This window comes from Caldivirga sp. (assembly GCF_023256255.1).
In the GTDB taxonomy this organism is placed as follows: domain Archaea; phylum Thermoproteota; class Thermoprotei; order Thermoproteales; family Thermocladiaceae; genus Caldivirga.
In genome coordinates this window covers 37,833-64,152 of record NZ_JAGDXD010000004.1, presented here as the reverse complement: position 1 = coordinate 64,152, position 26,320 = coordinate 37,833, and the positions used below count along the sequence as shown (strand labels likewise).

Sequence of the window (26,320 nt, the reverse complement as noted above, 5' to 3'; positions counted from 1 at the left end):
CTTCTAGGCTACTTGGCCTAAACTCACTATCAATAATAGCAAACGACATAATGCCTGCAATAACCCCATACATAGTCATGAACTTCATGCTTAGCATAGTTGGTGGATTCTATGGTGCAATGGGTCTAGCGTTCCTGGGCCTAATACCGTACAGTAACATAAATTGGGGAGCGATAATGGGCAATGCATTCTACCAGGAAGCAGCAATATTCTCACCGACAGGAACAATACCAGTAGTCATACTTATAGTCGTTCAAACTATAATACTAATGGGCTTCGTCTACTTCGCTAACGCTTCAGTTTATGTCTTCGACCCCAAGAGGAGAAGGGAGGTAGAAATTAAATTAGCCAGTAAGCGTAGGGCTTCGAGGTGACAGAAATGTCGTCGGTTGTGCTCTCCGTTAAGAACCTGAACGTAACGTATAAGACAGCGACCTTTGACGTTGAGGCAGTTAAAAACGTTTCGTTCGAGCTGCATAGGCATGAAATACTAGGTATAGTTGGTGAGTCAGGTAGTGGTAAGACTACCATAGCCTTAGCCCTAATGAGACTACTCCCCAATAATGCTGTAATAACTGGTGAGGCTACACTTTATAGTAGGGATGGATCCAAGATGGATAATGTATTAGCAGCCCCTGAGGAGGAGCTTAGGAGGATTAGGTATAGGTGGGGTAAAATATCAATAGTGTTTCAAGGTGCAATGAACTCACTGAACCCACTGTTGACGGTTAAGGATCACTTCATTGATACGGCTCAAGCTCATGGCATTGATAAGGAGGAGGCACTTAAGATTGCCGCTGAACTACTCCGTTCAGTGAGACTTGAACCAGCTAGGGTACTTAGGTCATATCCGCATCAACTATCAGGTGGTATGAAACAGAGGGTTATGATTGCCTTAGCCTTAATGCTGAACCCAGACGTTATAATACTTGATGAGCCAACTACGGCGCTAGATACCTTAACACAAAGGCAGATACTTGAATTAATTAAGGATCTACGTAAGGAGCGCGACGTCGGTATAATGCTCATAACCCACGACTTATCCGTCGTAGCTGATGTTGCAGATAAGGTGCTTGTTCTCTACAGGGGTTACGTAATGGAGCTTGGAGACGTTTACACAGTGTACTCACGCCCATATTCACCATACACTTTAATGTTGATAAACTCCTTCCCAGCAATAGGTAAGAGGATAGTTAAGCTTAAGCCCGCTGGGGTAGCCGCAACCACCAACAATAGGGGTTGCCCATTCATAAATAGGTGCCCATTTGCGTCCATTGAATGCGCTGATGCGGACATGAACCTTGTTGAGGTTGAACCAGGGCATTACTCATCATGCATAAAGGCAAATCTTGTACAACAGCAGGTAGCCGGCAAGGTGATTGCCAGTGAGCAATAGCGGTAGTTCAAGTAGTAGTCCAAGAGGACCTGCCCCGGTTTGCCCATACCTTCAAAGAACCCCCCAGGGAGGTTACCTGTGTAGTTTAACTCAGAAGTCTGTTAATCCACTTGGCTGGTATTGCATATTTGACTACATGAATTGCCCAATATACATGAGTCACGCTGCCTACATGAGTGGTAGAAAGGGGCCTGAGAGGAAGTATAGTGAGGATGTTGTGATTGCGGCAGAGGACTTAACTGTAGTCTTTAAGGTTGGAAGCATGTTCAGTAAGAAGGATCTGTACGCTGTTGACCACGTTGACATAACGGTGAATAAGGGTGAAACAGTGGCAGTTGTTGGTGAGTCAGGTAGTGGTAAGACTACCCTTGGCAAGACTCTAGTTGGATTATACGCGCCTGCGACTGGTAGAATATACTTCCATGGTAGGGATATTTCAACAATGACTGATGAGGAATATAGGGTTTATAGACTTAAGTCGCAGTACATCCACCAGGACCCATACTCAAGCCTTAACCCATATAAGACAGTATACGATATATTGGCTGTTCCATTGAGGGCTAATAAGCTTGTACATAGTAAGGCTGAGGAGGAGAAGATGATATTTGAAGCCCTAGAGAACGTCGGCCTTAACCCTAAGTCCTATGTTAATAAGTATTCCTTCGAGTTAAGCGGCGGTGAGAGGCAAAGGGTATCTATTGCTAGGGCGTTACTCGTTAAACCTGAGTTCGTTGTGGCGGATGAGATAGTTACAATGCTTGATGCATCACTTAGGCTTGAGGTGCTTGACCTACTTTTAGCGGTTCAAAAGGAGATGAACCTAAGTGTACTTTTCATAACTCATGACTTAGGAATGGCGTACTACATGGCTGGTGACACTGGTAAGGCTGCGGTAATGTACCTAGGTTCAATAATGGAGTATGGGCCGGCCAAGGAGATGCTTGAGAGCCCACTACACCCATATACTCAAGCCTTATTATCGGCAATCCCTGAACCTGACCCAGTTAAGTCAAGGAGCAAGAAGGTTATGAAGCTTAGGAGCCTTGATCCACCTAACCCACTTAGAGCGCCTCCAGGATGTAAGTTCAGTGATAGGTGTCCGTTCGCCATGGATAGGTGCTTTAAGGAGAGGCCTCCGCTTAAGAAGGTTGGCAACGTGATGGTTGCCTGCTGGTTATATTAAAACAAGTGGCCATTATGCATCCTGAAATAGGTAAGGCTGTTTATGGTATAATACTTAGCCTATTGGTGCTCTTAGGCATATCCTTCATTTACCTAAACCCAGATGAGGTAAGCTTCTACGTGGCCCTAGTAGCCCTAGTATTCCTCATAATACTGCTTGTGTGGACTATTAATGATATTAGGAAGCAGGCTGGTCAGGAAGGTTTAAGGCCCTCATCAGAGTCTGAGCAGTATTAGTCAGGCTTCAAACTTGGCCTCATATGCTGTATTACGTTGGTTACTCCCCTATGTAGGTTTTTGGCTGATTCACTAATCATGAAGTGTAGGCTTACTGGTTCATCAATGCGCTTAACCTTTATGGCAACAGTGTTCCACCCATGCTTCATAATTGCATCTGCGTAATTCCTACCATCCCCATCGTAATTAGGCCTAAGCACATACTTCTCCCTGGACTCAACAATAGGTTCTTCATTAAACCATAGTTTAGCGTACGGTGCATTATTAGGAATACCCACGTGTATCATCCTTGAATCACCTGGGTTATTGATGAAACCCACAATAGCCATTGAGGAACCCTTAGGTATTAAATCCTCAAGGCCTAGGTCATAGCCATCCCTATACACTGCAGCCCACTCACCAGCGGCAGCCTCACCAACCCACCTTCCAACATCCTCATCCCCATCACTAACCCTACTAATGAACCAAACCACTGGGGGCAGTATTGTTAAGGTTACGTTAATTGATTCTAGTGAATCAATGGCAATGAATTGGATCACGGGATGCTCCACAATGCCTAGTTCATTAAGGTTAATTAACCTAACCCTAAACTCAACCCTGGCTTCTGAACCAGGTTCAATAAGCAATCCCCCACTTACTGGGTTTATTTGATACGCCTTGGGGTTAATGCCGTGGACTATATAACCTAGGTTAACTGGGCTTAACCTAAGGCTCCTAACGGTAATTAGTATTGGTAATTCAACATTAGGCTTAAGCACCGGGCCACTTGGATACTCAACAGTAGCCTCAATTCCAGTGAACCTAAGGGTCCAGGTGTTGGGCTTATAGTTTAACCATGATCCACTGGGCTTTATTGTAAATGGGTCTATGAGCCAAGTGACATCACCCATACCCCCTACGGTAACCTTGTCATTATGCTTAGCGAGTAACCTGTACGTAACCTTAATGATCCTATTAGCCAGTTCAGCCACAGTCCTATTAGCCCTAATATTGGAGACGCCACCCCATGATTCATTGGTTGTAACTTCCTCGTAAACCTTAACGTAATCTGGGGGTATGTAGTCCCTACCATGAATAATACCCAACACTGCACCCACAGTAGCTGCCGTGCAGTCGGTGTCGTAGCCTAGGCTAATCGTCTTCATCATGGTGTCTACGAAACCATTACCGTAGAGTAGGCCCAATACCTCGAAGCCTAGGTTAATGGGTGAGTACTGCGCTATCCTACGGTACTCGGCGGGTGCAAGCTCAATAATGCTCCTCCTAGCCTCCCTTAAATCCAAGCCCTTATCATGGGCCTCAAGGGCCTTCTCTATTGACTTATATGTTAAACTATGCTGTGGTATGTAGCTTAACGCATGCTTAATGAGTTTAACCAAGTCACTCTCAATGAATGCTAAAGACTCCAGTACAGTATTGAAGACTTCACCGTAAACTGACTCACCACCACCATGGTCAACAATCGCATCCCTAAAGGCGTACTCAGCGGCCACGTCAGGTAGGCCTGGGGCTATCATTGCCCAAACCTCAGACCTAATGGGTGAGCCCATGCAGTGTCTAAACCAGTTATTGAAGAAGCCGGACATTGGTGGCAATATGCCTAGTCTCAGATTCCTCTTGCTTAAACCATACTCATCCCAATTATAGTGAATGCAATCGAGCCAGCATTGCGCAAGGTCATGCTCAGTTAAGTCTAATCCCCTGTCCTCAATAAGCCTAAGCCAAGCCATCTGAACCTCAAAATCATCATTAGGGTAAAGCTTAGGCTCAAGCCTAACATCAATCAAATCCTCCTGCCCAATCCCCCTCTCATAAGGAGTACCAAGACTACCACCAGCATTCTTACCTAATAAGCCACCGTAGACTTTACTAAGCAAAACACCACTTGAGAGTGAAACCATGAATAATTAAATCACATTAGTTTAAAAGCTTTTAAGCTTAAAGTTACTAAGCCAAGGTAATTAACATTATGGGATATCTTCAACTTTAGGGTTAGGATTCTCATGAAGCATTACGGGCTTAATGGCATTAAGGCCCTAGTTAAAATTAGTCGGAACCCTGATACCTCATCAACGATCAGTGATGGCAGCCGTCCCCACTTCACTTAGAAATTCCTCAACTATTTTTATGAATTCCTCAGTCTTATCAAGATACGCAGGGTGCCCTGCGCCATCTATGTAAACCACTTTAAAGCCGAATCTAGTTAATAAGTCGGCATTATACCTTGGTGATACATTATCCCTACTGCCCCATATACCCAGCACTGGCCTACTTATTTTAGCAAGGTCAATCCTATTAACACCCACCGGCCCTATCACTACTGCTGCAGATGCAGGATAACTTAAGGCCAAGTACCTTAGTACCGTTTCCCCACCTATTGATGCACCTATTAGTATTGGATTTAAGACACCTAATGCATCAATAACGGCTTTCAAGTGCTCGGCATAATCATTCTCGCTCTCCCTCTCAAAATGGTCACTCCTTGATCTTGGACCATAGGGCATGTCTATGGCGTAAACCTCATGTTTCCTCTCGAAGTAACCTAGGCAGCATTCATTCCAAGTATCAGCACTGAAGCTGAGACCATGAATGAAGACTAGCGTTGGTTTACCTGAACCACCTTGAAGTATCCTAACTCTCCTTCCATTAACGGTTATCCATTTTTCATTAACCATATGATTAAGGAATTACTGCAAGTTAATTAAACTTACTCACTTACCTTTTAGTTAACCTATTTAGCCGAGTAATAAGGCTATATCGCGTGATCATTATTGTATTTACTTAATCAATTATTTAGGTAAAACTTATATACCCCAAGTAGTCAACTAAACTATGGAAGGTGTTCTAGAAATCAACCGTTGAGGTCCTGGACACGACCCTAAGAGATGGAGCCCAGGGTGCAAACATATCATTCACACTTAATGATAAGGTTAGGTTAACTCTACTTCTTGATGAACTTGGCGTTGACTACGTTGAGGGTGGTTGGCCTGGATCAAACCCAAAGGATGAGGAGTACTTCAGGGAAATTAGGAAGTATTCACTAAGGCACGCTAAGGTTGCAGCATTCAGTAGCACCAGGAGGAGGGACACTAAGCCTAGTAATGATCCAAGTTTAAACGCAGTATTAAGGACAGGGGTTGATACCGTGGTATTATTTGGTAAATCATGGGTACTTCATGTTACTGAGATATTGAGGGTGAGTAAGGAAGACAACCTTGAAATGATATACGACAGTGTTAACTACATGAAGTCGCATGGCCTTGACGTAATCTTTGACGCTGAACACTTCTACCAAGGCTTTAGGGATGATCCTGATTACGCGCTCTCCGTTGTGAAGACTGCTGAAGATGCCGGGGCCAGGGTAGTGGTATTAGCCGACACTAATGGTGCCATGATGCCTAATGAGGTTTACGAGATAACTAGGAGGGTTGTGAACACAGTTAAGGTTAAGGTTGGTTTACACATGCATAATGATTCAGGTTGCGCAGTAGCTAACACAATTATGGGCGTCTTAGCTGGGGCAAGGCATGTTCAAGGAACTATCAACGGTATTGGGGAAAGAACAGGTAACGCCGATTTAATACAAGTAATACCAAACCTACTGATTAAGGTTGGTTTAAGGGCCTTAAATGGCCCAGGTAGCTTAAGGAAACTGAGGGAGGTGTCTAAGTTAGTTTACGAATTAGCAGGTCTACAGCCAAACCCATACCAACCATATGTGGGTGACTACGCGTTCACGCATAAGGCTGGTGTGCATGTTGATGCCGTTTTAAAGAACCCGAGGGCCTACGAGCATATTGACCCTGAGGTGGTGGGTAATTCAAGGCGTTTCATACTATCTGAGCTTTCAGGCTCATCTAACCTGGTGGTTTACCTGGAGGAGAACGGTATTAAGGTTGATAAGAGGGATGAGAGGGTTAAGAAGGCCTTAATGAGGATTAAGGAACTTGAGAACAGGGGCTACAGCTTCGACTTAGCCCCAGCGTCAGCTGTCCTAATAGCATTAAGGGAACTTAACCTATACAGGGATATGATTAGGGTAGAGTATTGGAGGGTCATTGATGAAAGCGGTATGAACCTAGCGGTAGTTAAGGTTAATGGGCAACTTGAAGTAGCTGAGGGGGTTGGTCCTGTTCATGCTGTCGACTTAGCGTTAAGAAGGGCTCTCCAGAAGGTTTACCCTGAACTCTCCGGTGTTACTTTAACTGATTATAGGGTTGTATTACCCTCAGAGGTTAAGAATACTGAGAGCCTAGTTAGGGTAACGGCTGAGTTCACGGATGGTGTAAGGAGGTGGAGGACCATTGGTGTTTCCACCAGTGTAATTAAGGCTAGTATTGAAGCCCTAGTAAGTGGTCTTGATTACTACCTTCAATTAAGTAGATTAAGGGCCATTGAGAGAACCCAGAGTAGTTAGCGTTTTAAGGAATTAGGTTAGGCTTTGCATATTTAGGTAACCATTTAATATTTTTACCCAGTGTTGGCATTTAACTTCACTTACCTACAAGAGGCTTAGCTAACTCTGTTATCTTACCTTCCCAATCCTTAGCCTTAACTATTGCGCTTGCCACTAATACACCCACGGTGCCTAATTCAATTGCCTTAGCAACATCATTATAATCCTCTATGCCTGCACCTGTAATAACATTAACATTACCGTTAACCCTCTTAACCGCGTTAACAGTTTCAACAACCACATCAGGCTTAGTCCTACTAACGGACTTACCAGTACCTATCAACTCAGGCGGTTCCATGGCGACAGCAGTAGGTGCAAGAGCAGCCGCAGCGGCGCTTGATAATGGGTCTGGGGAACATACCACTGTTTCAAGGTTAAGTGTCTTAGCCTTATTAACAAGCATGGCTATGTCATTTAGTAGTAATCTATGTTCACTGTGATTTATTATTACACCTGATGCCCCAGCATCCTTAATAAACTCTAGGGGTATGTGGCCAGTCCTAGCCCCAGGATCCACTGGGTCGGCTGACTGAGCGTAAACGGGTATGCTTACTGCTTCAGCAACCTGCCTTAGGTAAGTATGCGGTGGTGCAACTATTATAGATGCTCCCAATTCCTTAGAAACCTTCTCAGCCGCTTGAGCCAATTTAACAGCACCACCCCCTAGTAACTCTGGGTAAGCCTTCATGTTTATTATGAGTACTGGAACCTTCATTAATTAAAACTAGGTTATGGGGTGTATAAGCATTAACCTAAGTTTAACACGTTATTGAACTATTAAGACTTCACCACCGGCTTCCTTAATAGCCTTAATAGCCCTTGCTGAAGCTGCCTTAACCTTAACCACCACCGGCTTCTTTATTTTACCTTCACCAAGTAGTTTACCATACCCTAACTGGGTTAGGTCAATAACGTACTTATCACCCTCCATCTTAATTAAGTTCCTTCTCATTAGTGAGTCTATTAACTCATTTAAGTCGCCTACATTTATTACGTTAACCTTTGGGCTTGGTCTATAGAATCCATGCTTACCTATCAGGGGGTAAAGTTCACCATTAGTTATCTTAAGTAGTAGGCTCTTCTTATGCTTAAGTAACCCAATTTTGCCCCCTCCACCCCTTTGGCCCCTGCTCCTATGTTGACCAACCCTTCCCCATGAGTGTGTTCTCCAGCCCCTTAGCTTCCTAGACTTCTTCTCTCTACGTCTCACAGACACACCCTTAATGGGGAGGGTTTAAAACTTTAACAATGCAGCCCACATAATGAAAGTAGTAGCTAAGGGTGCGGAAGCTTTACTATACTTAGAGGATTGGCTAGGCTTAACGGTACTTGTTAAGGAGAGGACACCTAAGAGTTATAGGGACCCGGTGTTTGATAGGATGATTAGGATTAGGAGGACTATTAATGAAGCTAGGTTAATGATGGATGCCGCCGATTTAGGTGTTAAGACTCCGGTGGTGTATGATGTTGATGTGGTTAGGACTAAGATAAGGATGCAATACTTGAATTCACCAACTTTAAACAGCATTATCAAGAATAGTGGTTACTCTAATTTGACTAAGGCATTAATGAGTAAAATGGGGACATTAATTGGTATACTGCATAATGAGGGTATACTCCACGGTGACCCAACTCCAGCCAACGTCATAGTCAACAATAGTGACGAGTACTTAATAGACTTTGGGCTTGGCGAGAAGCTAAAGCCAACCTGGGACAGTAAATACCTTAGAAAGGCTGCAGTAGACCTAAATGTACTACTCAGATCTCTTGAAAGCAATTACGGCGAGTACAGTGAGCAACTCTTCAATGATTTCATTGATGGCTACAGTAATGCTGTCGGTAGGGATAAGGCTGCTTCCGTAGTTAAGTGGGTTAGGAGAATTAGGAGCTTGGCAAGGTACTACACGGGGAGATTACTGTGACGATTCCGAACCCTGCTTCTCACCCATCTTTGATACAGTCCACTTAAGTGCATCAATAATCCTCTTCAACCTACGCTGCTCCCTGTAGTTTCGAATAATTATCTTGGTTATGAGACCCTCACTATTTCTCTCAACCTCATAATTAAATCCCCTAGATTCATCTAATTCACCACCATTGACTAATTCCTCATCCTCACCCTTAAGGCCATTAAGAACCTTCTCAATGAAGAACCTCCTTAATGGTGGTTGATCAGTTATTGGTTTACTGAATTCAATAACGATACTATTATCATCATACGTTAACTTAGCTACCTCTTCCCCATCGGGTGCTGTTAAGTGCAGTTCCTCCTTGGATGAAACCTTATCAGCTGTGGTTATTGACCGGGTCCTTATTAGTGCATCTATTACCTTAAGTGTTGACTCAAGCATGCTTAACTCATCCCTAAGTTCATTAACCCTTTCTCTAATCCTCCTCCTTAATTCAAGTAGTTCCTTAATGTTCAGTTCTTCATTACCCACGGTTAATTTAGCCTAAGCAAACAATATAAATGTTACCTCGGTCCTGTGGATCACTATCGCTCATTGAGGTGGCATTAGATTTAAAAAGGGTGGCTAAGCTATTTGGGCAATGTCTGAAGTCCCTACTGCTAATATTGAGGAGTGGAAGCCTAGGACTGAGATTGGTAGGCTTGTTAAGGAGGGTAAGGTAAAGTCAATTGATGACATATTCATTGCTAATGCAAGAATTCAGGAACCTGAGATTGTTGATGCGTTACTAACTAACCTTAAGTACGAGGTACTTAGTATAAACATTGTACAGAGACAGACTGATGCTGGGGAGGTTAGTCAATTTCAAGTGGCGGTAACCTTAGGTAATGAAGATGGATACGTGGGTATAGGTGTTGGTAAGGCTAGGCAAATAGGTCCAGCTATGGAGAAGGCAATAAGGGAAGCTAAGGTCAACATCATCCCCGTGAGGAGGGGTTGTGGTTCATGGTATTGTTCATGTGATGAACCACACAGTGTACCATTCGTGGTTAGGGGTAAGGCTGGTACAGTGATTGTTGAACTCATACCTGCACCTAAGGGTGTTGGTTTAGTTGCAGGCGATACCATAAAGCCTATACTTAGGTTAGCTGGAATTAAGGATGTTTGGTCAAGGACCCTTGGTGAAACAAGGACAACCCTCAACTTCGCCATGGCCACTTGGAATGCATTAAAGAACACTTACATGTTTAAGATTTAGGGCTTTTTAACTTAGTGATCATAAGCCATACATTATTCTCTTAACGTAGTCAAGTACCTTAGCCTGATCACCGGTGGATCTAATGCCCTCAAACTCATCCTTGGAGATGTATAGTGCAAGCGCCTTCTTATACAGGTTTGCGAATAATTCCTTCGATAGCCTCAACCCATCCACTGGGTTAAGCCTATACGTGAATTGATCCAGGGTAAACCAGCCTGAGTAACCAGTATCCAGTAGCGCATAGAGGAAATCCACGAAATGCCACGCATCCCCTGTTCCAACCACCCTATCCTCATCATTACTGTGCCACTTAGCCGTGTTAATGTGTACTGTGGATACTGAGACCCCTTGTTCCCTAGCTAAGTAAACAGTGTAGGCTGGTTCAACAGCGTACATTAATTCATGACCATAGTCTATGGTTATTCCGAATAGTCTTGAACCTAAATCACTGTTTAACCTACTTGCAAGTATTATGGACACGTGGGATGTGGGTATGATTAGATTACCTTCCCTAGGTTCCTTAGGCTTGGCTTCAAGCCCAAAGGACTTAATGCCCAGTCTATGAGCCTCCTTACCTAGGCTGAGTAACCCCTCGTAAAGCTCCTTAATCTTCTTACCATAATTGGACTCAAGGCTATAATCCCATCCATCTGGGCCAAGCCAAAGCGATACTGAATCTAAGCCAAGGCTATGGGCAACGTCAAGGCTCTGAGTAAGAGTGCTTAAGGCTAGTTCCCTCACCTTGGGGTCAGGGTTTGTTAATGAACCTAGTTTAAACACGTGGAAGCCTGAAATATCCATTCCTAACCCAGCTATCTTAAGGCCTAACTCACTCGCAGTTGCCTTAACCTCACTTATTAAGTCCTCCTTAACCTTAAGGTTATCATCAAAGAATTGAGCATCTATGGGCACAACCCCCTCAATCCCAGCCTCCTTTATTCTCCTCAATTGATCCACTAGCCCCCTTGGTAGGTTTGGGAAATAACCACCCCTATTGAATCTGTCTGAGAAATCCCCGGCGGTCCATGTGCCTGCAGCGAACTTAACATTGTACTCGCTGAAGAATTGATCAACAGTCTTACCCTCCATGAAACCAGAGTAGGCTGATCTTAACCTGCTTATGCTCATGCCTACCACTGGTGGATTAGCATGAGTTTACTTTTAAGTTATAGCAATCATTAATCATTAAACGGGTTAGGGTAGGTTAAGCCTGGTTATGAACATGGAATACATGTCATCGTACTTCTCCTCATCCTTAGGCTCAAAGACTCTGATATTGAATGAATTCCTAACTATGGATCTAAGCTCATGAATAGACTTAATAATGCCCATACCTGACGCTTGAATAAGTATGTTGCCGATGGATGTTGATTCCTCAGGCCCTGCATAAACAGGAATCCCCATTACATTAGCTGTTAATTGGTTCATCAGGTTGTTTCTAGAACCACCACCAAATATGTTAATTCTCCTCAGCCCCCGTCCTGTTATTTTAGTCGCCTTCTCAAATATGTACCTATGCTTCAACGCTATACTACTTATAATCAGTCTAATTAACTCACCTAAACTACCTGGTTCCCTTTGTCCAGTTTCCTTAAGATAACCATGTATCTCATTAATCATGTTTATTGGAGCCAGAAATCTTGGATCATCAACATCTATGAAAGATCCAGTTTCCTCAGCCTTAATAGCAAGGTTAACTAACTCATCGTAAGTGTACTCTCTTCCACTTAAATCCATCATTATCCTCCTAATCTCCTGTATTATCCACATGCCCTGCATGTTTCTTAAGAAAGTAATTGTCCCAAAGGCACCACCTTCATTGGTGAAGTTACTTAGCATTGCTTGTTCATTAATTAAGGGTTCACTTAACTCTACTCCAACAAGGTTCCAGGTTCCTGAACTCACATATCCAGTGTTTTCATCAATCATTGGTCCAGCTGCCACTGCTGAGGCAGTATCATGTGTTGCTGGCGCTATTACACTTATATCCTTCCCTGCCTTCTCACCCATCTCTTCAACAATATCCCTTCTTAAGTTACCTAAAACGGAACCGGCGTTGACTATTTCAAGGAGGATGTTGGTTGGTATATTGAGCTTCTCCAATATGTCCATACACCACTTTCTGCTCCTAGCATCAAGGAATTGAGTTGTTGATGCATTAGTGTACTCATTAACCTTAACGCCGCTTAACCAGTAATTAAGTAAGTCAGGTATCATTAGCATTGACTTAGCTATCCTAAGTTTAGGTGAATTTAATTTAACTAAGGCATAAAGTTGATAGAGGGTGTTAATACGCATGAATTGTATACCAGTCCTACTGTATATTACTTCCTTAGGTACCTTACTGAAGACTTCACTCATTAATCCTTCAGTCATAGGATCCCTGTAAGCGTAAGGTAGGCCCACTAATTCGTCGTGGTTATCCAACAGTGCGAAGTCAACACCCCAAGTATCAATACCCACTGAGGTTAACTTACCCTTATACTTTCTTAAGGCTACTTTAATCGAATTCTTAACTTCACCCCATAGTTGAAGCACATTCCAGTACAGGTGGTTATCAACCTTAATCATTTGGTTGGGGAACCTGTATAATTCATCAATGGTTAACTTAAGTTCCTTCAAGTCCAATACCCCCGCAATAGCCTTGCCTCCACTTGCACCTACGTCTATAGCCAACATTACTACTGAATCCATGAGCGCTCTCACTTATTATTCATGAATCTCTCCACTATTGGTAATATTCCTAATTCTTTTAGGGTCTCCCTAGTTGGTATACCATTCTCATCCCAACCCATGTAGTTGTAGTACTCGTTAAGCATGGGTTCAAGTTCAACAACCTGTCCTCTAGCCCCACCTTCACTTAATGGCTCCTTCAGGAACCTTTCAGGTAATGTATCATCCTTCCTACTTATACCGTTTATTACATTGAACATTCTCTTCAACGTGAATATACGCCTACCGGCAGTTAAAAGGTCCTGCAGTGTCTTCTTCCTTCCCGTCACTAAAGTGTACATTCCAGCTAAGTGTAATGGTGGTATACTTATGAACTTACATATTACCAGTGACTCAAGGACCTCGTGCCAAGTCTCCATAGTGGCTACCACGCGTCCTTTACCAATGTAGGAGACCCTGTCATACCTCTCGTAAATCTTCAAGTCCGTTATCCTCTCACCCTGCTCAATCCTGAATGTTAAACCCTGAAGATGGTCAGCACCCCTGTTTGACGTTGCGTATTGAAGCCCCATACCCTTGAAGGCCCTTGGATCATGCATCGGCATTTCAGTACCCTTAACGTGCATGCAGTACTTCTCAGTACCCCTACCTACACTCCTTGAAGCTACACGGCACCCCTCCCCAAGTAACTTACCGAAACCCTCACGTTTCCCTATAAGTTCTATGAGCTTAAGTACAGTTTCCTTATCACCCCACTTAAGCTCTAATCCACCAGTATCCTCCTTAGTCAATAACCCCTTCTCAAAGCTCTCAATAGCCCATGCAATAGTACCTCCGGTTGATATTGTGTCTATACCATACTTATTGCATAGATCATTTGCCTCAGCTATGTAGTAGGGATCATCTATCATCAGCATTGAGCCTAATGAGGCAATAGTCTCGTATTCAGGACCTCTGCCTTTAACATTATTTACCTCAACGTACTTCCAGCAGTGTATGGGGCATGCCCAGCATGCCCTATGGGCCTTCACGATGCCCTTCTCCCTAAAAGCCCTGCCACTTATATTAAGTATACCATCCCACTTACCCACTGTGAAATTCTTTATAGGCATGTCACCATACTCATGGAATTCCTCAACCTCACCTGCAGTACCATATATTGAGTAGAGTTGCGTCGTTGGGTAAGAAAGTATGTAAGGTAGAAGCCTATTAATGTTACTTCTAAGCTTCTCGGGCTCCTTAATCCTAATCTGCCCATTACCCTTAACAACAATAGCCTTAAGGTTCTTTGAACCCATGACAGCCCCCATCCCTGTCCTACCCGCCACCCTAGGTCCATCTGGGGTTATGTCTGAGGCAATTATGGCGTACCTAACAAGTCTCTCACCAGCTGGGCCTATTGCAGCCACACGTACTGCCTTATCTCCTAAATCACTCTTTAAGCCGAGGTCTGTTTCAACAGTTGTTAAGCCCCAGTACTTAGATGCATCACGGATTTCAACCTCCCCATCATGTATGTATAAGTAAACTGGGTTACTTGACTTACCCTTAATTATTATACCGTCGAAGCCGGCTTTCTTAAGTTCAACACCCCAAAAGCCTGATGCATGGGCTTCACCCCAAGCCATGGTTAATGGCGACTTAGCAGCCACCACGTAACGGCCACTGCATTGAACCATTGTACCAGTTAATGGCCCTGTCATGAATACTAGGACGTTATCTGGGCTAAAGGGTTCAACCCTTGGATCAACTTCATCAAACATTATCTTAGCAGCAAGGCCAATACCACCTATGAACATGTCAGCTTCATCTTCTTTCAATTCCCTAATCTTAGTTCTGCCACTGCTTAAATCAACCTCAAGTATCTTTCCCACGTAACCATACCACTCACTCATATTATTCACCTAACCCTGGAAGTACAACTTCATGTAGAGTTCAACATCCTTTTCAGGTATAACCGGTGGTTCCTTACCCAACGCCATCGCTACGAATTGCGCCATTGCAACCTCCTCAAGGGTCTCTACTACTGCCTCAGCTTCAAGTAAATTAGCCCCCATACCCACTACACCATGGTTCATCAATATTATTGCACGCGCACCCTTAAGTGCAGCCTCAGAAACCAGTTTAGCTAACTGGTCTGTTCCAGGAAAGGCAAAGGGAACAACCTCAACCTTCCTCAATGTCATAATAGCCTCAACTGATATAGGCTTCAGGTTAACACCAGCTAATGCCAACCCTAACGTAACTGGGTTATGCGCGTGAATAACGGCATTCACATCAGGCCTAACCTTATATATGGCCGCATGGAAGGGAGTCTCAGTTGACGGCCTAAGCACACCCTCAACCACATTACCATCTAAGTCAACCTTGACTAAGTCATCAACATTAACAGCACCTTTAAAGACACCACTCGGTGTTATCCAAAACTCATTAGCTCCCGGCACCCTTGCACTAACATTACCCCCAAGTGCAGACACTAACCCCCTCTCGTACAGCGCCTTCATTACACGCGTAATTTCGCTCTTAATCTCATCCTCACTAATAAGGCTAGGTCCCTCTTCTCCAGTCGACATACAGTAAATGTTTAGCCAGACGTATATAAGCATTTTATTCCCATACTTAACCTAACAAGTTAGGTACCCATGAGGGTACAATGAATAGTGGAGTAATGAGTAATACCATTACCTGAGGGTGATTGTTTTCATTACATCATTCCTAGTGACGGAAAGAGTACAAAGGCATAAACGCATTTATGGCAATCAATAAGGTTCCTTACTGTTGTCTCTGTAATGTAGGTATTAAGTCTCAAGAGGGAAACCTTTTAAGGAGCCTATTAAGGGCTAAATGATAGCCGGGGTGGCCGAGCCTGGTTTAAGGCGTGGGCCTGCTAAGCCCATCCCCGCAAGGGGGCCCGGGTTCAAATCCCGGCCCCGGCGCCAGTTGTTGCGTTTTCCTTTTCCTACTTTGAGAGGTTTGTAAGGGTTAAGGCCAATTACTCTGTTATTAACGCGAGTAAGACGGTGTTAGTACTCAAGTGTATCGCCAATAAGAGCAATACTTGGTTTGGGGTCGCCAGGTGCACGGAGGATCTCGAGGGTATTTCTATTTCGCCGACATCATTAAGCAACACGTTCTCTGCTAGAGTCGCCGTGCACCAACTTCTAAATCCTAATAGAGCAAAAGTTTCATAAGTCTTCCATTCAATTTTCACATATAGAAGATAAAGATAAAAATCCCACTATTATTAAACTTCAGCTAAATCCTACCGTTTGTCCCTACACTTTCATTTCACTCATGATTGAGTGTAGGGACTTGGCCCTCGGCCACACGCTCATATTGATCACGTGTGGGTCATGGGGCCCGGTCGAGGCCAACGGCATGGGCCTCCCATCTCCGGCCTTCCTCAGTAGGTTGTATAGTGCGGCCACGTCCCTATGCCAAAGTTCACCACCCACGGGGCATTTGCCGACCCTTGGAGCATTGCTCCCATTGGGCCGGTAGTTGATTCTAGCCCCGTGGATTGGGCAGGTTGTGGAGGTGTGGGATGGGTTTACGAGCATTACTGGTACTCCGTATTCCCTAGCCTTCTCGATGATGGCATTCTTCATTGAGGAGAAGGCTGAGTGGTAGATCCTCAACCTAAGCTGCTTATCCTTCACACCCTTAACCATGTGCTCCGGAGCCCTCTTAGGCAGGTTCTCAAGGACTATGGCGCTCCTACTCTCATAAGCCTCCATAACGATTAACTTAGCCAATTTCCTCCTAGCATCAGCTTTTTTATCCCTCTCCCTCAGCTTCTTTAACTTCCTCCTTACATCCCTATCCTTAGTGGACCTCCCTTTCTCAATTCTCCACCTCCTATACTCATAGCCTAGAGTAATTTTCTTGGTGTTGGTCTCTAAAAGGATAGGTTCTTCATCAAGTAATACAGAGACTGAATTCTCATTGAGATCAACTGGGATGAAACCCTTTGGTTCATAAGGTTTAGGCTCATCCTTCTTAAAAACTATGAAGAACTCAACAAAGTTCCCCTCCAACAGTTTAAACCTAGCCTCACTAGCCAACCCCCAACCACCGTTGAGGTACATCCAGAAGAGCTTATGGTACTGTGGCTCAAGCCCCACCCAACCACGTTTAGTGGCTACACGTATGGCGTCAAGCCCAAACCTCCACAGGTGATCGTCGAGGTGTACCGTCACACTCCTTAACTCGGGCCTATCAGTGTAAGCCCTACCGAGCCTCCTCAGCTTGAGGAAGCTTTTTAGCCTCATCGAAGCATCCTCACATGCAGTATATATGTAATGTGACGGTAAGCCCCCATGCTTCTCCCTCTCAGCCCCATAAATACCGGCCTTGAGCATCACGAACGAGTTAACCCCACTTCTCAATCCGTACTCCAACGCATCCTCCAGTATCCCCCTATACTCCCCCTCAACCTCCTTAAGTGCGAAGTACACTTCATGGTTAACCCTAACCCTAAGCTTAACAGTCCTAACCAACACGTTAATCACCTATCCTACACTCCTCTGGTGTGTAGATGACTATGCACACGCCCCTGCCACGGTACTTCTCCAACTCAGGCACATTACCTAGGTAAATACCCAACCACCTATACCTACCACCCCTCGAGCTCCTAACCTCAACCCTCCCCCTAACCACCAGAGGCACAACCCCACTCAACAGGCCAATTAATAAATTTTTCTACAGAGTAAAGTCTATAGACTGGCAAAATTAAGTAATAAGCAATTGCCGTAGCATGGTTTGTTAAGTAGCTTAATTGCCCAAGAATATAAGAAATCCTACACCTACCACCCAGGCCTCAGCAGCCTCCCCACAAAATTAGTTAATAATAAATGAATATAAAAAGACTTCTATTAACACGAAAAAGAATTCTGCCCTAGAATGGGCGTGAGATTTCTTAAAACTTTTGCGACAAAGTAAACTCATTAAGGAAAGTTCACTTCTTCGTAAACGTCCATGAATCTTTTATACCAATTCTCGAACTCGCTCATTGTAATTACATGAAGCTCTAGGGGATCGTAAACCCCAAGTTTCTCATGTATCATGTTGGCTATTTTAGCCCTACTCCATGCATCCGTAGCTCTGCTTGTTATAACAAGTACATCAACGTCACTATCAATCCTATAGGTACCCTTAGCTACTGATCCAAATAAAATGACCCTACATTCTGGGTCTATTTCATTCACGCAGATTTCCTTAATTCTTTTAACGTAGGCTTTAGCGTTCCTTAAAACCTCAAGTCTCCTTAACCAGTGTTCACGCAATACCAAGTTCACTTAAAATCACCTTAACTAGGAGGTAAACTTTTCTTACCGTGGCCTCATCATACTTATAAGGTAGGTATCTGGATGCTATGTAGGCTTGCCTTAACAGGCTCAACGCTACAGCCTCATTAATTCTAGTATTCCTTAAATTCTCATTATTAGTTAATTCAATTACCTGATCTAGTAAGGCTACTATATCATGGGTTTTCTGAAAGCTTCCAGTTAACTGAAATAACTTATACTTCAATGCCAATTGAAGTGCCTGCTCCAAGTGAAATATCGCTAAATTATACTTGCCATTCTTTAAGTCATCCTCCGCCTCCCTTAAGAAATCTAAGGCATTGTCCTTAAGGTATTCAGCCACAATGAGTATACGTTAATAGGTTACTTAAAAATACTATGATCATTAAAATCATAATAAATCCGCTCCCCCAATGCGTTCATATTGATGTCTACTAGCTAAGGTTGACATTCTAATTAAGTAATCCCCATTCTTTAAGGTATCTATTGAGTTAAGCTTAGCCTATAATAGGCTTATGCCAATTTTAACATACCTTGAAGACCTAGGGTTAGTTAGGAATAGTGCATGTGGTTATTGTATTACTCAAAGTGGTTTAATATTACTGGGAAGGTTATATAAGGTTCATAAATATTCTTGAAACCCTTAATATTAAGGTTTAGGTTAGCTGATTTTTAATGAAATTAAAACACAATCTTACTGATTCTTATCGAAGACGCTTGGTGGAATCACGTAACCGTACTTACCTTCAATCTCCAGTAGTCTCTGTTTCTGTTCATTTAGTATATTGAACAGTACCTTAGGTGTTGTTGGTATTTCTGAGTATATTTTAGTTATTCTATCAATCTTCTCAATAAGTTTACCGGCTCTTACAGTGAATTGCTTTTCGTAATCCTCAAACCGATATTCCTTACCTAAAACTTCCTCAAATAATGCCTTTAAGTCGCTATACCTTGGTATTAAGCCTATGGGTGTCTCAACCGCGTCTAATTCATCATTTACCCTTCTCTCCATCCAGGCTAACCATACTTTCTTATCCTCTTTACTATTCATGAACTCGCCATTTTCATCTCTAAGGAAGTAATTAACACTAAATATCTTAGGTGGATTCAAGGCTTCTTTACCAAACTTAAGGTAATTACTTATGTATACGCCTAGGTCAACTGAAAGGAAGTCTAAGTTAGCCATGGGGTTAAATTCCCTTTCCCCAGCCTTACCAATAACCGCAGCGGTTCTCTCGGATTCAAGGGATGCGGCTATGGTTATGACGCCGTGTTCCCAGTTAAAGGATTCTAGAAGTGGTACCATGGTGTCTGAATCCCTACCACCGAATATTATGCCCTTAACAGGTACGCCACTTGGGTCATCGTAAACTGGGTCTAGGTTACTGAAGGCCTTCAGTGAAACAGTGAATCTCGCGTTTGGGTGGGATGGTGGTATTGGGTTACCCTTCTCATCAACCTTACCCTTCCACCACTTACCAGTGTAGTTAATTCCACTACTGGGTTCAGGTTCCCCCTTACCATTCCAGTAGACGTCGCCGTTTTCAAGCATTAAAACGTTGGAGAATATTACTTCCCCTGGCTTACTCAATACATCATATATTAATGGGTCATCTATCGGATTAATACCCTCTATTATGCCGAATACTCCAGCTTCTGGATTAACTGCCTTGACTTCCCCATTAATGATCCTTAAGTACGCCAAGTCATCTCCAACCAATCTCCCCAACATTGCTGTTGAGGTCTTACCCGACATTGAGGGGAATGCACCTGTAAAGTAGGTAACTCTACCTCCTGGCCCATTCACACCTATTAGGAACATGTGCTCACTTAACCATCCCTCCTCCATTGCTCTCTTTATTGTTAACCTAAGCGCAAGCTTCTTTAAGCCAATACTATTACCACCATACTGGGTATTAACGCTGTAAACTGTCTCATCGGTTAAATCAATGAATATTCTCCTCTGTTTAATGTTCCTGCTCTGCTTAATCTCATTTAACTCGCCTTGGGAGTGAATGAACTTTAGGAAGCGTGCCTCTTTCCCCTGCCTAATGAATTCATCGTAAGCTTGCCTATATAGAATATTCTCACTATGCATGACATAGTAGGAGTCGGTTACTTGGACAGCAAGTACGCTAAAGGGTGATGCCTTAGGGCCAAGTGAGTAAAAACCCACAAGCATCTCCCTACCCTTCATTACACCCTTAAGTAGTGTTATCATTTCCTTAATACCCTCATCCCTATCCTTAGTTCTTATGAAGGGAAGCCTCTGATTATTAGGCAGCAGTATTGCTGTATCATCCCTAGCCCTTGCTTGGTCAAGTGGACTATCGAAGTGTACAGTATGCCCCCTTAGCCTTAGGGGGATTTCCTCACCACTCTCAATGGCTTTCCTCCTAATGTACTCATTATCCTCAGGACTACCAGTAGACACAAATACTGATGCTGGTTCGCATACTTCAATAACCCAAGCTAAGAAGGAATGAAGCCTATCGTTTTTTATCGCCGTTAATCGATTATACGATTCATCGTTCATAATGCCACGTAAATTGCTTAAGCTGTAGCCTGAGGCGCTCATTAGTAGTGTTTGTTAATTGCACTTATAAATATTGTTGATTATATAATTGATAGATAAATGTAATATTATCGTGAGCTTAAGTTAATGAAAATTAATCGATACGTAATAAGCAATATACAATTAAATTTTTATATATTTACACACTGATCTTTAATAATAATAGTGTTTCACATGAAGGTAACAATAGAGTACATAGTTATTAACCTCCACATAGCATTTAAGCTGAGTATAAATTAAGTAGCCTAGGTGTTGATGGGAATATCGTTAATGAAGCTTACGATACTTCAACAGCGTACATGCCTGGTTTACTTATGTTTAACTCCTTGGCTATGCATGATTCCTCAGGGTTAAGGACAATTATTAATCCCCTCCACTCTTCACTGAATTCAATGCTACCACAGTTGGGGCATTGATTAACCTCATCGGGAACTATCAACTTGCACTTTCTACATGCTTTAAATCCTGATAATGGCCTCCTCCTAGTCCTACTCCTAGTAGCTCTACTCATCAGCGTAAAGTAGCATTAGGGTTAATAAACATTCCTAACCATGGCGGGGACTAAAAATTCCTACTACTCAATTAGAGATCTATTCCAAGTGACTTGGCGAGTTTCCTAAACCTCTGGTATTCCCTCAGTAGCTCAAGCCCCTTATGTGTTATGCAAAATGAGTCACCATCGTATGTCACTAGTCCATTGCTCCTCAATTGTTGAAGCATTTGATCAAGCCTATCGTAAGCTAAGTTCAGCGCCATGGACATCTTAGTAGGTTTACTGCAGTTCTCGGATAAGTATTCTAGGATTTCCATTATAATCTCAACCCTACTCCTGCGCTTTACCATAGTGAACAACCCTTATGACGTTTACTAGTAGTATAGTGGATGCTACTGAGTAAACTAGCCTCTCCTCTACTAGTTCAAGGAACAGTGAATTAGTCACTATGAATACTAGGACCTCCACTGGTATGTTAAAGAGGAGTAACGTAAACGCTAATGCAGTTAACATTACTAGGTTATTACCTTGAGAAAACCTTAACCAGAGCAGTATACATATGTATGATAAGAAGATTATACTTAGTACTGATAATGAATGTATCACGAATATTGGGTTAGCATGCATAATCAGTAAACCAGCAATTAGCATGTAGGCTTCAGCCGGTAGGCTTAAGGCCAATGATATTAATATAAGGCTGGCTAACTCCATTAAACCATCCATAATAAGCCAGGGATATACACTGGGTGGTACATATATTAGTCTCCTGGCTGGTTCATAATATAGGTACGCTAGGACTGATATGTTTATTAAACTATTAGTAAGCATGTATATTCCGAAAAGCATTATGCCCACTGATAGTAGTAGCATATTCCTACTGCTTAAAATTCTCGAGGCCCTATAGGCGTAGTAGGATATTAGTAGGTTAGCCATTAGTATGTAAGCCTCGTAGGCTATTATTAGGAAGTAAAGTAGGTGCCTTGTAGGCACCATTATTGCCATTAAGCCATCACCCTAGAGCCACCTCTTAAAGACCCTATATGGCACCAGTGCCTCATTATCTTGACTATAGTTCCTGTTAAAATACCTGGATTCAATCAACTTAATTAACCTAACAAGCCTTAATTTACCGAACATTAGCGTCTCATTAGCAGCATTTATAATTTCACTAAGTTGATTATTATTGAGAAGTAATTCTCCATTAACCTTAATTGGGATATCTAACCTATCGTCGCTCTCGATCTCAATAACAACCCCCCAATCCTTAATTGACAAGATGCTGCTTCTCTTAAATCCCGCATCCTTAGCCAACCTGGTTAAATCCATAGCTGACTCCACATCCTTAGCAACAACATGCAGTATTGGCCCCCTGGTAAGCAGCCATAAATTAACTCCGCTATTGATTGCGCCCAGTACCTCACTTAAAGTAACTGGCCTATGCCACTTAGCCAGTATTTTAGCTAACCCTCTACCCTTAGCGAAGCTGAGTGAAAAGGCATCAACAATCATTATTCTACCACTACAACTACTGGTTGTGTAGTAATTACTCAATTCGTTGAATTCCCTTAGGAAATCGAAAATATCGAAATCAACCCTACCCTCCTCTCCCTCCCTAATCAACCTATCCACAAACTTCCTCTTCCTAGTCTCATACACCTCAGCCACAGTTTTTAACACACCAAGTCAACTAACCTTCAGCCGCTTACTTTAAGTTTTATTCGTAATCAGTGAAAAAGCCCCTATCCCTATACGCCTCAGTTAAGCCAAGTTTAATGACCCTCTCCTCAGCCTTCCTATACAATTCAGCGAAGGTTAAAACCTCCCTGGCTAAATAATCTAGGGGTGCTTCCTCAGGATTATAAACATACTTAGTCATCCTACCCCTATGATCCCTCACTATCACGTAACCCTCCACATGCCCATTACCAGGAACTTCACTTGAATCATCAGCCTTAACCAGGAAAACATAACCCTTAACCTCACCGCTCTTAAACACTAACCTAACTAGAACCAGTGTCACGTGGAATTCCTTAAGCATGTTTATTACCACATCCCTATACCTCTCAGTCTCCTTTATTTGAGGCATTCTTTCAACCAGAACTAAGTCATCTCGATTTAAATCATTACTTAGTTCACTGAGCATTGTTGTTACAGGTTTATTAACGTTAACAGTACCCATTATTAAGTATCCCTTAACAGGGTTTATAAAGAAACTGCTGAGTAACAATGAGAATTCTCATTGCTGGATGATTTATTGACTAAGCTACTAGTTTTAAGGCTTTGTAGCATGATTGAGTAATTATTGAGGATTTTAATTGAGTTTGATTAATGAACCAATTAAGCCGTATTTAACTGATGGGATTAATATTAAGCATAAGGCAAGTATTATAATGAACAATACTGCAGTAAGCTTAGTTAGCTTAATTGCAGTTAGTAGGCTAGTGATGTCAGGTAATTCCCCATCTCCAATACTGTATTCGTTAATCTTCTCCAGCCTTACGCCTAGTACCGATGATGCCGCGGCAAGGGGGTGCCCTGCATTCAAGCTCCTGGTAATTGACCTATACCTTAAGTATGTGCTTAGCCTTGGCCCCCTCCCCATTAAAAACCCAGTGAGTATTATTAGTAATGCGGTTAATCTGGCTGGAACATAATTCATGACAGTATCCACCTTAGCTGAGAACCAGCCAACACGCCTATATGGTTCATCAGTGTAACCTAGGGCGCTATCCATGGTGTTTGATAACCTCTGAAGTAATGAGCCAATTGGTCCAAGTAGCATTAGGTAAAATAGGGGTGAGGTGAAGCCATCCACGAGGCTCTCAAAGAGTGACTCAACCACGGCTGAGTTAACGTGCCCAATATCAATAATCCACACATTCCTTCTAACCAATTGCTGAGCTATACCCCTAGCTTTGTTTAAGTCGCCTTCATTAATAGCCTTACCGTAATCCTCAACTATACTTAACAGTAGCCTTAAGGATATGCTTAACTTAACCATGAAGCCGGCGTAAACTAGGATAATGACTAGGAGAACAGGATTACCTAAGTGTACTACGATAATGGGTACGCTGTAGATTAATAGGATTGGTACAACTGATGAAAACCATACAGCTACCCCCCATAGCCTTCCTGAATAAGGCCTATATAGCCTTATAGCTAACCCATAGGTTAAGTGCACTGGGTGAATTAAGTATAGTAGGCCCTTATGCAGGGGGTATAGGTAATCCATCATTAATGCTATGGTTAAAGCAATTAAGAGGTACGGTTTCATGGCCCCTTTAATCCTCCTTAAGATTAAGTTTTTAAAATATAGCAGTAGAAGGCTTCCCGTGGAGTTAAAGTCAACGAACCAGTATCTTAGGATGACTGTTAGGTTTCTTGAGGTGGCGCATAGGCGGTATAATGTGGGGCTCTGGGCTACTGTGGCTGTTTTGCTTAGTAGGCCTAGGAGGGGTAGGGTTGTTGTTAATGTTGGTGAGTTGAATAGGCTTCTTAATGATGGTGATGTGGCTGTTGTTCCAGGTAAGGTTCTTGGGGATGGTGAATTAAGTAAAAGGGTAACGGTGGCTGCTTGGGCCTTCTCTAAAACAGCCATTAGTAAGATTAAGGCTAATGGAGGCGAGGCCCTAAGCATCCCGGAGCTTGTTAGGAGAATGCCTAAGCCAAGCGGCGTTAAGATAATCACTTAACAATCATCGACCCCCTCAACCTCCTAATCTCCTCATCCCTAACAGCCTTCCTCCTAGCCCCCTCCTCAAAAAGCCCCCTCTCATAATCATTAATAGGCTGATACTGCGGAACAGGCTGAGGCTTTCCCTTATCATCAATGGCAATGTAAGTGTAGTAGGCGGTGCACACCCTCTTAACGTTACCGTAGGCATCCTCAGTGGTAACGTGTATTAAAGTCTCCAGGCTGGTCTTCCCAACATAACTTATGCCTGCAGCAATCTTAACAATCTCACCAATCCTTATTGGTGAGTAAAACACTGTATCATCAATTGACCCAGTTACCACTACCGACTTGGCGTATTCACTTGCCAGTGAGGCTGCAATATTATCAATCCAAGCCAGTAATCTGCCTGCGGAAACCATGTTAGACATGAAGGCGTCTTGAGGAGTAACCCACCTATTTGACTCAACCCTCCACCTAAGGTTCTCTGTTGGATCCTTAACATTATACCTCTCTTCACGCCTATTCGCTATCTTACTCTTCCTAGCCTCATACCTATTCCTGGCATTATTGTAAATCCTTAATTCATCAGGATTAGGCTTAAGTTCGCTCCTAATTAACCTGGGTTGCCCATAATCATCAACAGCAACATAAGCCGCCGTGGTCATGGTCATAACCACCTGGTCACCACCATGATGCCTAACAGCCTCAATGTAAGTCTCCATGGATGATCTGCCCACGTACTCAACCCTAGCCTTAAGTGTAATTGAATCACCGATGAAGGCTGGGGCTAGGAAGAAGTGCCTATCCATGTAAGCCAATACGGTTGGCCCATGGGAAAACTTAACAGTGGCCACTGTACCAATGTTAGCAATCCACTCCAGTATCCTACCGCCAAATAGTCTGCCAACAGAATTAGCGTCAAATGGTTGAACTACCTCAAGGAGGGTAACCTCAGTATCCCTAATACTAACCATACTTATGTAGTATTTCACAAGCCTTAATAAATAATTCGTTTATTAAATCACGCACCGCCGCACGGGGGGCCGCCATCCTAGACCACTAGACCACGGCCGCTGAGTTAAGGTTAATCCCTTGGTTTATTAGCTTTTCCTCATGTACACATTTTCAGTTTCCCGGAATCAAAACTTATTAGTTGAG

Annotated in this window: 30 protein-coding genes and 1 tRNA gene; 10 read left to right on the top strand and 21 right to left on the bottom strand. The window is 43.0% G+C overall.

Annotated features, from left to right (window positions below; all coding sequences use genetic code 11):
• The 4 genes from Q0C29_RS00725 to Q0C29_RS00710 all read left to right on the top strand — a co-directional run.
• Nucleotides 1-374 (top strand): ABC transporter permease subunit (locus tag Q0C29_RS00725; RefSeq protein ID WP_291998743.1); only part of this gene is annotated, 374 nt, incomplete at its 5' end.
• Nucleotides 375-379: 5 nt separating this feature from the next.
• Entirely contained in the window at nt 380-1,396 is a 1,017-nt protein-coding gene (locus tag Q0C29_RS00720) for an ABC transporter ATP-binding protein (protein WP_291998742.1), read from the top strand.
• A complete protein-coding gene (locus Q0C29_RS00715; protein ID WP_291998741.1) occupies nt 1,386-2,579 on the top strand; it encodes an ABC transporter ATP-binding protein in 1,194 nt (397 codons plus the stop codon). The genes Q0C29_RS00720 and Q0C29_RS00715 overlap by 11 nt, the downstream gene beginning before the upstream one ends.
• Before the next feature lie 14 nt (nt 2,580-2,593).
• Entirely contained in the window at nt 2,594-2,815 is a 222-nt protein-coding gene (locus Q0C29_RS00710; RefSeq protein WP_291998740.1) for a hypothetical protein, read from the top strand.
• Here the strand turns inward: Q0C29_RS00710 and Q0C29_RS00705 are convergent.
• On the bottom strand, nt 2,812-4,716 hold the full coding sequence (locus Q0C29_RS00705) for an ADP-ribosylglycohydrolase family protein (protein ID WP_291998739.1): 1,905 nt from the start codon (nt 4,714-4,716) through the stop codon (nt 2,812-2,814). The genes Q0C29_RS00710 and Q0C29_RS00705 overlap by 4 nt on opposite strands.
• 168 nt (nt 4,717-4,884) lie before the next feature.
• Complete coding sequence (locus Q0C29_RS00700) at nt 4,885-5,490, bottom strand: alpha/beta hydrolase (RefSeq protein WP_291998738.1); 606 nt, start codon at nt 5,488-5,490, stop codon at nt 4,885-4,887.
• Nucleotides 5,491-5,681: 191 nt separating this feature from the next.
• On the opposite strand from Q0C29_RS00700, the gene cimA reads away from it, so the two are divergent.
• Nucleotides 5,682-7,232 carry a citramalate synthase gene (cimA, locus tag Q0C29_RS00695; protein ID WP_367173591.1) on the top strand — a complete coding sequence of 517 codons (1,551 nt, stop codon included), beginning with the start codon at nt 5,682-5,684 and terminating at the stop codon, nt 7,230-7,232.
• A gap of 76 nt (nt 7,233-7,308) precedes the next feature.
• On the opposite strand, the gene tpiA is transcribed toward cimA, so the two are convergent.
• Both tpiA and Q0C29_RS00685 read right to left on the bottom strand, forming a co-directional pair.
• Nucleotides 7,309-7,986, bottom strand: coding sequence for a triose-phosphate isomerase (gene tpiA / locus Q0C29_RS00690; protein ID WP_291998737.1), 678 nt, complete (start codon nt 7,984-7,986; stop codon nt 7,309-7,311).
• A gap of 51 nt (nt 7,987-8,037) precedes the next feature.
• The gene (locus Q0C29_RS00685) at nt 8,038-8,481 is read right to left on the bottom strand and encodes an uL15m family ribosomal protein (protein WP_291998736.1); all 444 of its coding nucleotides are present in this window, start codon (nt 8,479-8,481) and stop codon (nt 8,038-8,040) included.
• Between the two features lie 52 nt (nt 8,482-8,533).
• Between Q0C29_RS00685 and Q0C29_RS00680 the strand changes: the two genes are divergently transcribed.
• Nucleotides 8,534-9,193, top strand: a complete 660-nt coding sequence (locus tag Q0C29_RS00680; RefSeq protein ID WP_291998735.1) for a KEOPS complex kinase/ATPase Bud32 — start codon at nt 8,534-8,536, stop codon at nt 9,191-9,193.
• Here Q0C29_RS00680 and Q0C29_RS00675 read toward each other — a convergent pair.
• Nucleotides 9,185-9,712 carry a hypothetical protein gene (locus tag Q0C29_RS00675; RefSeq protein ID WP_291998734.1) on the bottom strand — a complete coding sequence of 176 codons (528 nt, stop codon included), beginning with the start codon at nt 9,710-9,712 and terminating at the stop codon, nt 9,185-9,187. The genes Q0C29_RS00680 and Q0C29_RS00675 overlap by 9 nt on opposite strands.
• 109 nt (nt 9,713-9,821) lie before the next feature.
• Between Q0C29_RS00675 and Q0C29_RS00670 the strand changes: the two genes are divergently transcribed.
• Nucleotides 9,822-10,439 (top strand): 30S ribosomal protein S5, encoded by a 618-nt coding sequence (locus tag Q0C29_RS00670; protein WP_291998733.1) that lies wholly within the window; start codon nt 9,822-9,824, stop codon nt 10,437-10,439.
• 18 nt (nt 10,440-10,457) lie between these two features.
• Here Q0C29_RS00670 and Q0C29_RS00665 read toward each other — a convergent pair whose 3' ends face one another.
• The 4 genes from Q0C29_RS00665 to Q0C29_RS00650 all read right to left on the bottom strand — a co-directional run bounded on the left by Q0C29_RS00665 (nt 10,458) and on the right by Q0C29_RS00650 (nt 15,685).
• Complete coding sequence (locus Q0C29_RS00665) at nt 10,458-11,567, bottom strand: sugar phosphate isomerase/epimerase (protein ID WP_291998732.1); 1,110 nt, start codon at nt 11,565-11,567, stop codon at nt 10,458-10,460.
• A gap of 66 nt (nt 11,568-11,633) precedes the next feature.
• A complete protein-coding gene (locus tag Q0C29_RS00660; RefSeq protein WP_291998731.1) occupies nt 11,634-13,133 on the bottom strand; it encodes a rhamnulokinase family protein in 1,500 nt (499 codons plus the stop codon).
• An 8-nt stretch (nt 13,134-13,141) separates the two neighbouring features.
• Nucleotides 13,142-15,007: an aldehyde ferredoxin oxidoreductase family protein gene (locus Q0C29_RS00655; protein ID WP_291998730.1), complete on the bottom strand. Its 1,866-nt coding sequence runs from the start codon at nt 15,005-15,007 to the stop codon at nt 13,142-13,144.
• Nucleotides 15,008-15,016: 9 nt separating this feature from the next.
• A complete protein-coding gene (locus tag Q0C29_RS00650) occupies nt 15,017-15,685 on the bottom strand; it encodes a class II aldolase/adducin family protein (RefSeq protein ID WP_291998729.1) in 669 nt (222 codons plus the stop codon).
• Between the two features lie 277 nt (nt 15,686-15,962).
• On the opposite strand from Q0C29_RS00650, the gene Q0C29_RS00645 reads away from it, so the two are divergent.
• Nucleotides 15,963-16,051 (top strand) — tRNA-Ser (locus tag Q0C29_RS00645).
• A gap of 336 nt (nt 16,052-16,387) precedes the next feature.
• Here the strand turns inward: Q0C29_RS00645 and Q0C29_RS00640 are convergent.
• The 4 genes from Q0C29_RS00640 to Q0C29_RS00625 form a co-directional block, all read right to left on the bottom strand.
• Complete coding sequence (locus Q0C29_RS00640) at nt 16,388-17,611, bottom strand: RNA-guided endonuclease InsQ/TnpB family protein (protein WP_367173590.1); 1,224 nt, start codon at nt 17,609-17,611, stop codon at nt 16,388-16,390.
• A 4-nt stretch (nt 17,612-17,615) separates the two neighbouring features.
• A complete protein-coding gene (locus tag Q0C29_RS00635; RefSeq protein ID WP_291998727.1) occupies nt 17,616-17,780 on the bottom strand; it encodes a hypothetical protein in 165 nt (54 codons plus the stop codon).
• Between the two features lie 278 nt (nt 17,781-18,058).
• A complete protein-coding gene (locus tag Q0C29_RS00630; protein ID WP_291998726.1) occupies nt 18,059-18,409 on the bottom strand; it encodes a nucleotidyltransferase domain-containing protein in 351 nt (116 codons plus the stop codon).
• Complete coding sequence (locus tag Q0C29_RS00625) at nt 18,390-18,761, bottom strand: HEPN domain-containing protein (RefSeq protein WP_291998725.1); 372 nt, start codon at nt 18,759-18,761, stop codon at nt 18,390-18,392. Before Q0C29_RS00625 ends, Q0C29_RS00630 begins: the two co-directional genes overlap by 20 nt.
• Before the next feature lie 172 nt (nt 18,762-18,933).
• Here Q0C29_RS00625 and Q0C29_RS10790 point away from each other — a divergent pair, with 172 nt between their 5' ends.
• Complete coding sequence (locus tag Q0C29_RS10790; protein ID WP_367173587.1) at nt 18,934-19,056, top strand: hypothetical protein; 123 nt, start codon at nt 18,934-18,936, stop codon at nt 19,054-19,056.
• A gap of 56 nt (nt 19,057-19,112) precedes the next feature.
• On the opposite strand, the gene Q0C29_RS00620 is transcribed toward Q0C29_RS10790, so the two are convergent.
• The 7 genes from Q0C29_RS00620 to Q0C29_RS00590 form a co-directional block, all read right to left on the bottom strand.
• The gene (locus Q0C29_RS00620; protein ID WP_291998724.1) at nt 19,113-20,996 is read right to left on the bottom strand and encodes a phosphoenolpyruvate carboxykinase (GTP); all 1,884 of its coding nucleotides are present in this window, start codon (nt 20,994-20,996) and stop codon (nt 19,113-19,115) included.
• Nucleotides 20,997-21,270: 274 nt separating this feature from the next.
• A complete protein-coding gene (gene spt4 / locus Q0C29_RS00615; RefSeq protein ID WP_291998723.1) occupies nt 21,271-21,504 on the bottom strand; it encodes a transcription elongation factor subunit Spt4 in 234 nt (77 codons plus the stop codon).
• Nucleotides 21,505-21,575: 71 nt separating this feature from the next.
• Nucleotides 21,576-21,836: a winged helix-turn-helix domain-containing protein gene (locus tag Q0C29_RS00610; RefSeq protein ID WP_291998722.1), complete on the bottom strand. Its 261-nt coding sequence runs from the start codon at nt 21,834-21,836 to the stop codon at nt 21,576-21,578.
• Nucleotides 21,817-22,488, bottom strand: coding sequence for a hypothetical protein (locus Q0C29_RS00605; RefSeq protein WP_291998721.1), 672 nt, complete (start codon nt 22,486-22,488; stop codon nt 21,817-21,819). The genes Q0C29_RS00610 and Q0C29_RS00605 overlap by 20 nt, the downstream gene beginning before the upstream one ends.
• A 12-nt stretch (nt 22,489-22,500) precedes the next feature.
• On the bottom strand, nt 22,501-23,151 hold the full coding sequence (locus Q0C29_RS00600) for a hypothetical protein (protein ID WP_291998720.1): 651 nt from the start codon (nt 23,149-23,151) through the stop codon (nt 22,501-22,503).
• Nucleotides 23,152-23,200: 49 nt separating this feature from the next.
• On the bottom strand, nt 23,201-23,665 hold the full coding sequence (locus tag Q0C29_RS00595) for a hypothetical protein (protein WP_291998719.1): 465 nt from the start codon (nt 23,663-23,665) through the stop codon (nt 23,201-23,203).
• A gap of 132 nt (nt 23,666-23,797) precedes the next feature.
• The gene (locus Q0C29_RS00590) at nt 23,798-24,760 is read right to left on the bottom strand and encodes a cobalamin biosynthesis protein (protein WP_291998718.1); all 963 of its coding nucleotides are present in this window, start codon (nt 24,758-24,760) and stop codon (nt 23,798-23,800) included.
• Nucleotides 24,761-24,818: 58 nt separating this feature from the next.
• On the opposite strand from Q0C29_RS00590, the gene Q0C29_RS00585 reads away from it, so the two are divergent.
• Nucleotides 24,819-25,178 (top strand): 50S ribosomal protein L18e, encoded by a 360-nt coding sequence (locus Q0C29_RS00585; protein WP_291998717.1) that lies wholly within the window; start codon nt 24,819-24,821, stop codon nt 25,176-25,178.
• Here Q0C29_RS00585 and Q0C29_RS00580 read toward each other — a convergent pair.
• Nucleotides 25,171-26,136: an acyl-CoA thioesterase gene (locus Q0C29_RS00580; protein WP_291998716.1), complete on the bottom strand. Its 966-nt coding sequence runs from the start codon at nt 26,134-26,136 to the stop codon at nt 25,171-25,173. The genes Q0C29_RS00585 and Q0C29_RS00580 overlap by 8 nt on opposite strands.
• Nucleotides 26,137-26,320 lie beyond the last annotated feature (184 nt).

Coding starts and splice junctions, on each gene's coding strand:
- Q0C29_RS10790 (WP_367173587.1), top strand. CDS start 18,934: ATGCCAATTTTAACATACCTTGAAGACCTAGGGTTAGTTAGGAATAGT.
- Q0C29_RS00650 (WP_291998729.1), bottom strand. CDS start 15,685: ATGTCGACTGGAGAAGAGGGACCTAGCCTTATTAGTGAGGATGAGATT.
- Q0C29_RS00595 (WP_291998719.1), bottom strand. CDS start 23,665: ATGGGTACTGTTAACGTTAATAAACCTGTAACAACAATGCTCAGTGAA.
- tpiA (WP_291998737.1), bottom strand. CDS start 7,986: ATGAAGGTTCCAGTACTCATAATAAACATGAAGGCTTACCCAGAGTTA.
- Q0C29_RS00670 (WP_291998733.1), top strand. CDS start 9,822: ATGTCTGAAGTCCCTACTGCTAATATTGAGGAGTGGAAGCCTAGGACT.
- Q0C29_RS00720 (WP_291998742.1), top strand. CDS start 380: ATGTCGTCGGTTGTGCTCTCCGTTAAGAACCTGAACGTAACGTATAAG.
- Q0C29_RS00580 (WP_291998716.1), bottom strand. CDS start 26,136: ATGGTTAGTATTAGGGATACTGAGGTTACCCTCCTTGAGGTAGTTCAA.
- Q0C29_RS00620 (WP_291998724.1), bottom strand. CDS start 20,996: ATGAGCGCCTCAGGCTACAGCTTAAGCAATTTACGTGGCATTATGAAC.
- Q0C29_RS00655 (WP_291998730.1), bottom strand. CDS start 15,007: ATGAGTGAGTGGTATGGTTACGTGGGAAAGATACTTGAGGTTGATTTA.
- Q0C29_RS00680 (WP_291998735.1), top strand. CDS start 8,534: ATGAAAGTAGTAGCTAAGGGTGCGGAAGCTTTACTATACTTAGAGGAT.
- Q0C29_RS00710 (WP_291998740.1), top strand. CDS start 2,594: ATGCATCCTGAAATAGGTAAGGCTGTTTATGGTATAATACTTAGCCTA.
- spt4 (WP_291998723.1), bottom strand. CDS start 21,504: ATGAGTAGAGCTACTAGGAGTAGGACTAGGAGGAGGCCATTATCAGGA.
- Q0C29_RS00660 (WP_291998731.1), bottom strand. CDS start 13,133: ATGGATTCAGTAGTAATGTTGGCTATAGACGTAGGTGCAAGTGGAGGC.
- Q0C29_RS00665 (WP_291998732.1), bottom strand. CDS start 11,567: ATGAGCATAAGCAGGTTAAGATCAGCCTACTCTGGTTTCATGGAGGGT.
- Q0C29_RS00605 (WP_291998721.1), bottom strand. CDS start 22,488: ATGGCAATAATGGTGCCTACAAGGCACCTACTTTACTTCCTAATAATA.
- Q0C29_RS00705 (WP_291998739.1), bottom strand. CDS start 4,716: ATGGTTTCACTCTCAAGTGGTGTTTTGCTTAGTAAAGTCTACGGTGGC.
- Q0C29_RS00590 (WP_291998718.1), bottom strand. CDS start 24,760: ATGAAACCGTACCTCTTAATTGCTTTAACCATAGCATTAATGATGGAT.
- Q0C29_RS00610 (WP_291998722.1), bottom strand. CDS start 21,836: ATGGTAAAGCGCAGGAGTAGGGTTGAGATTATAATGGAAATCCTAGAA.
- Q0C29_RS00700 (WP_291998738.1), bottom strand. CDS start 5,490: ATGGTTAATGAAAAATGGATAACCGTTAATGGAAGGAGAGTTAGGATA.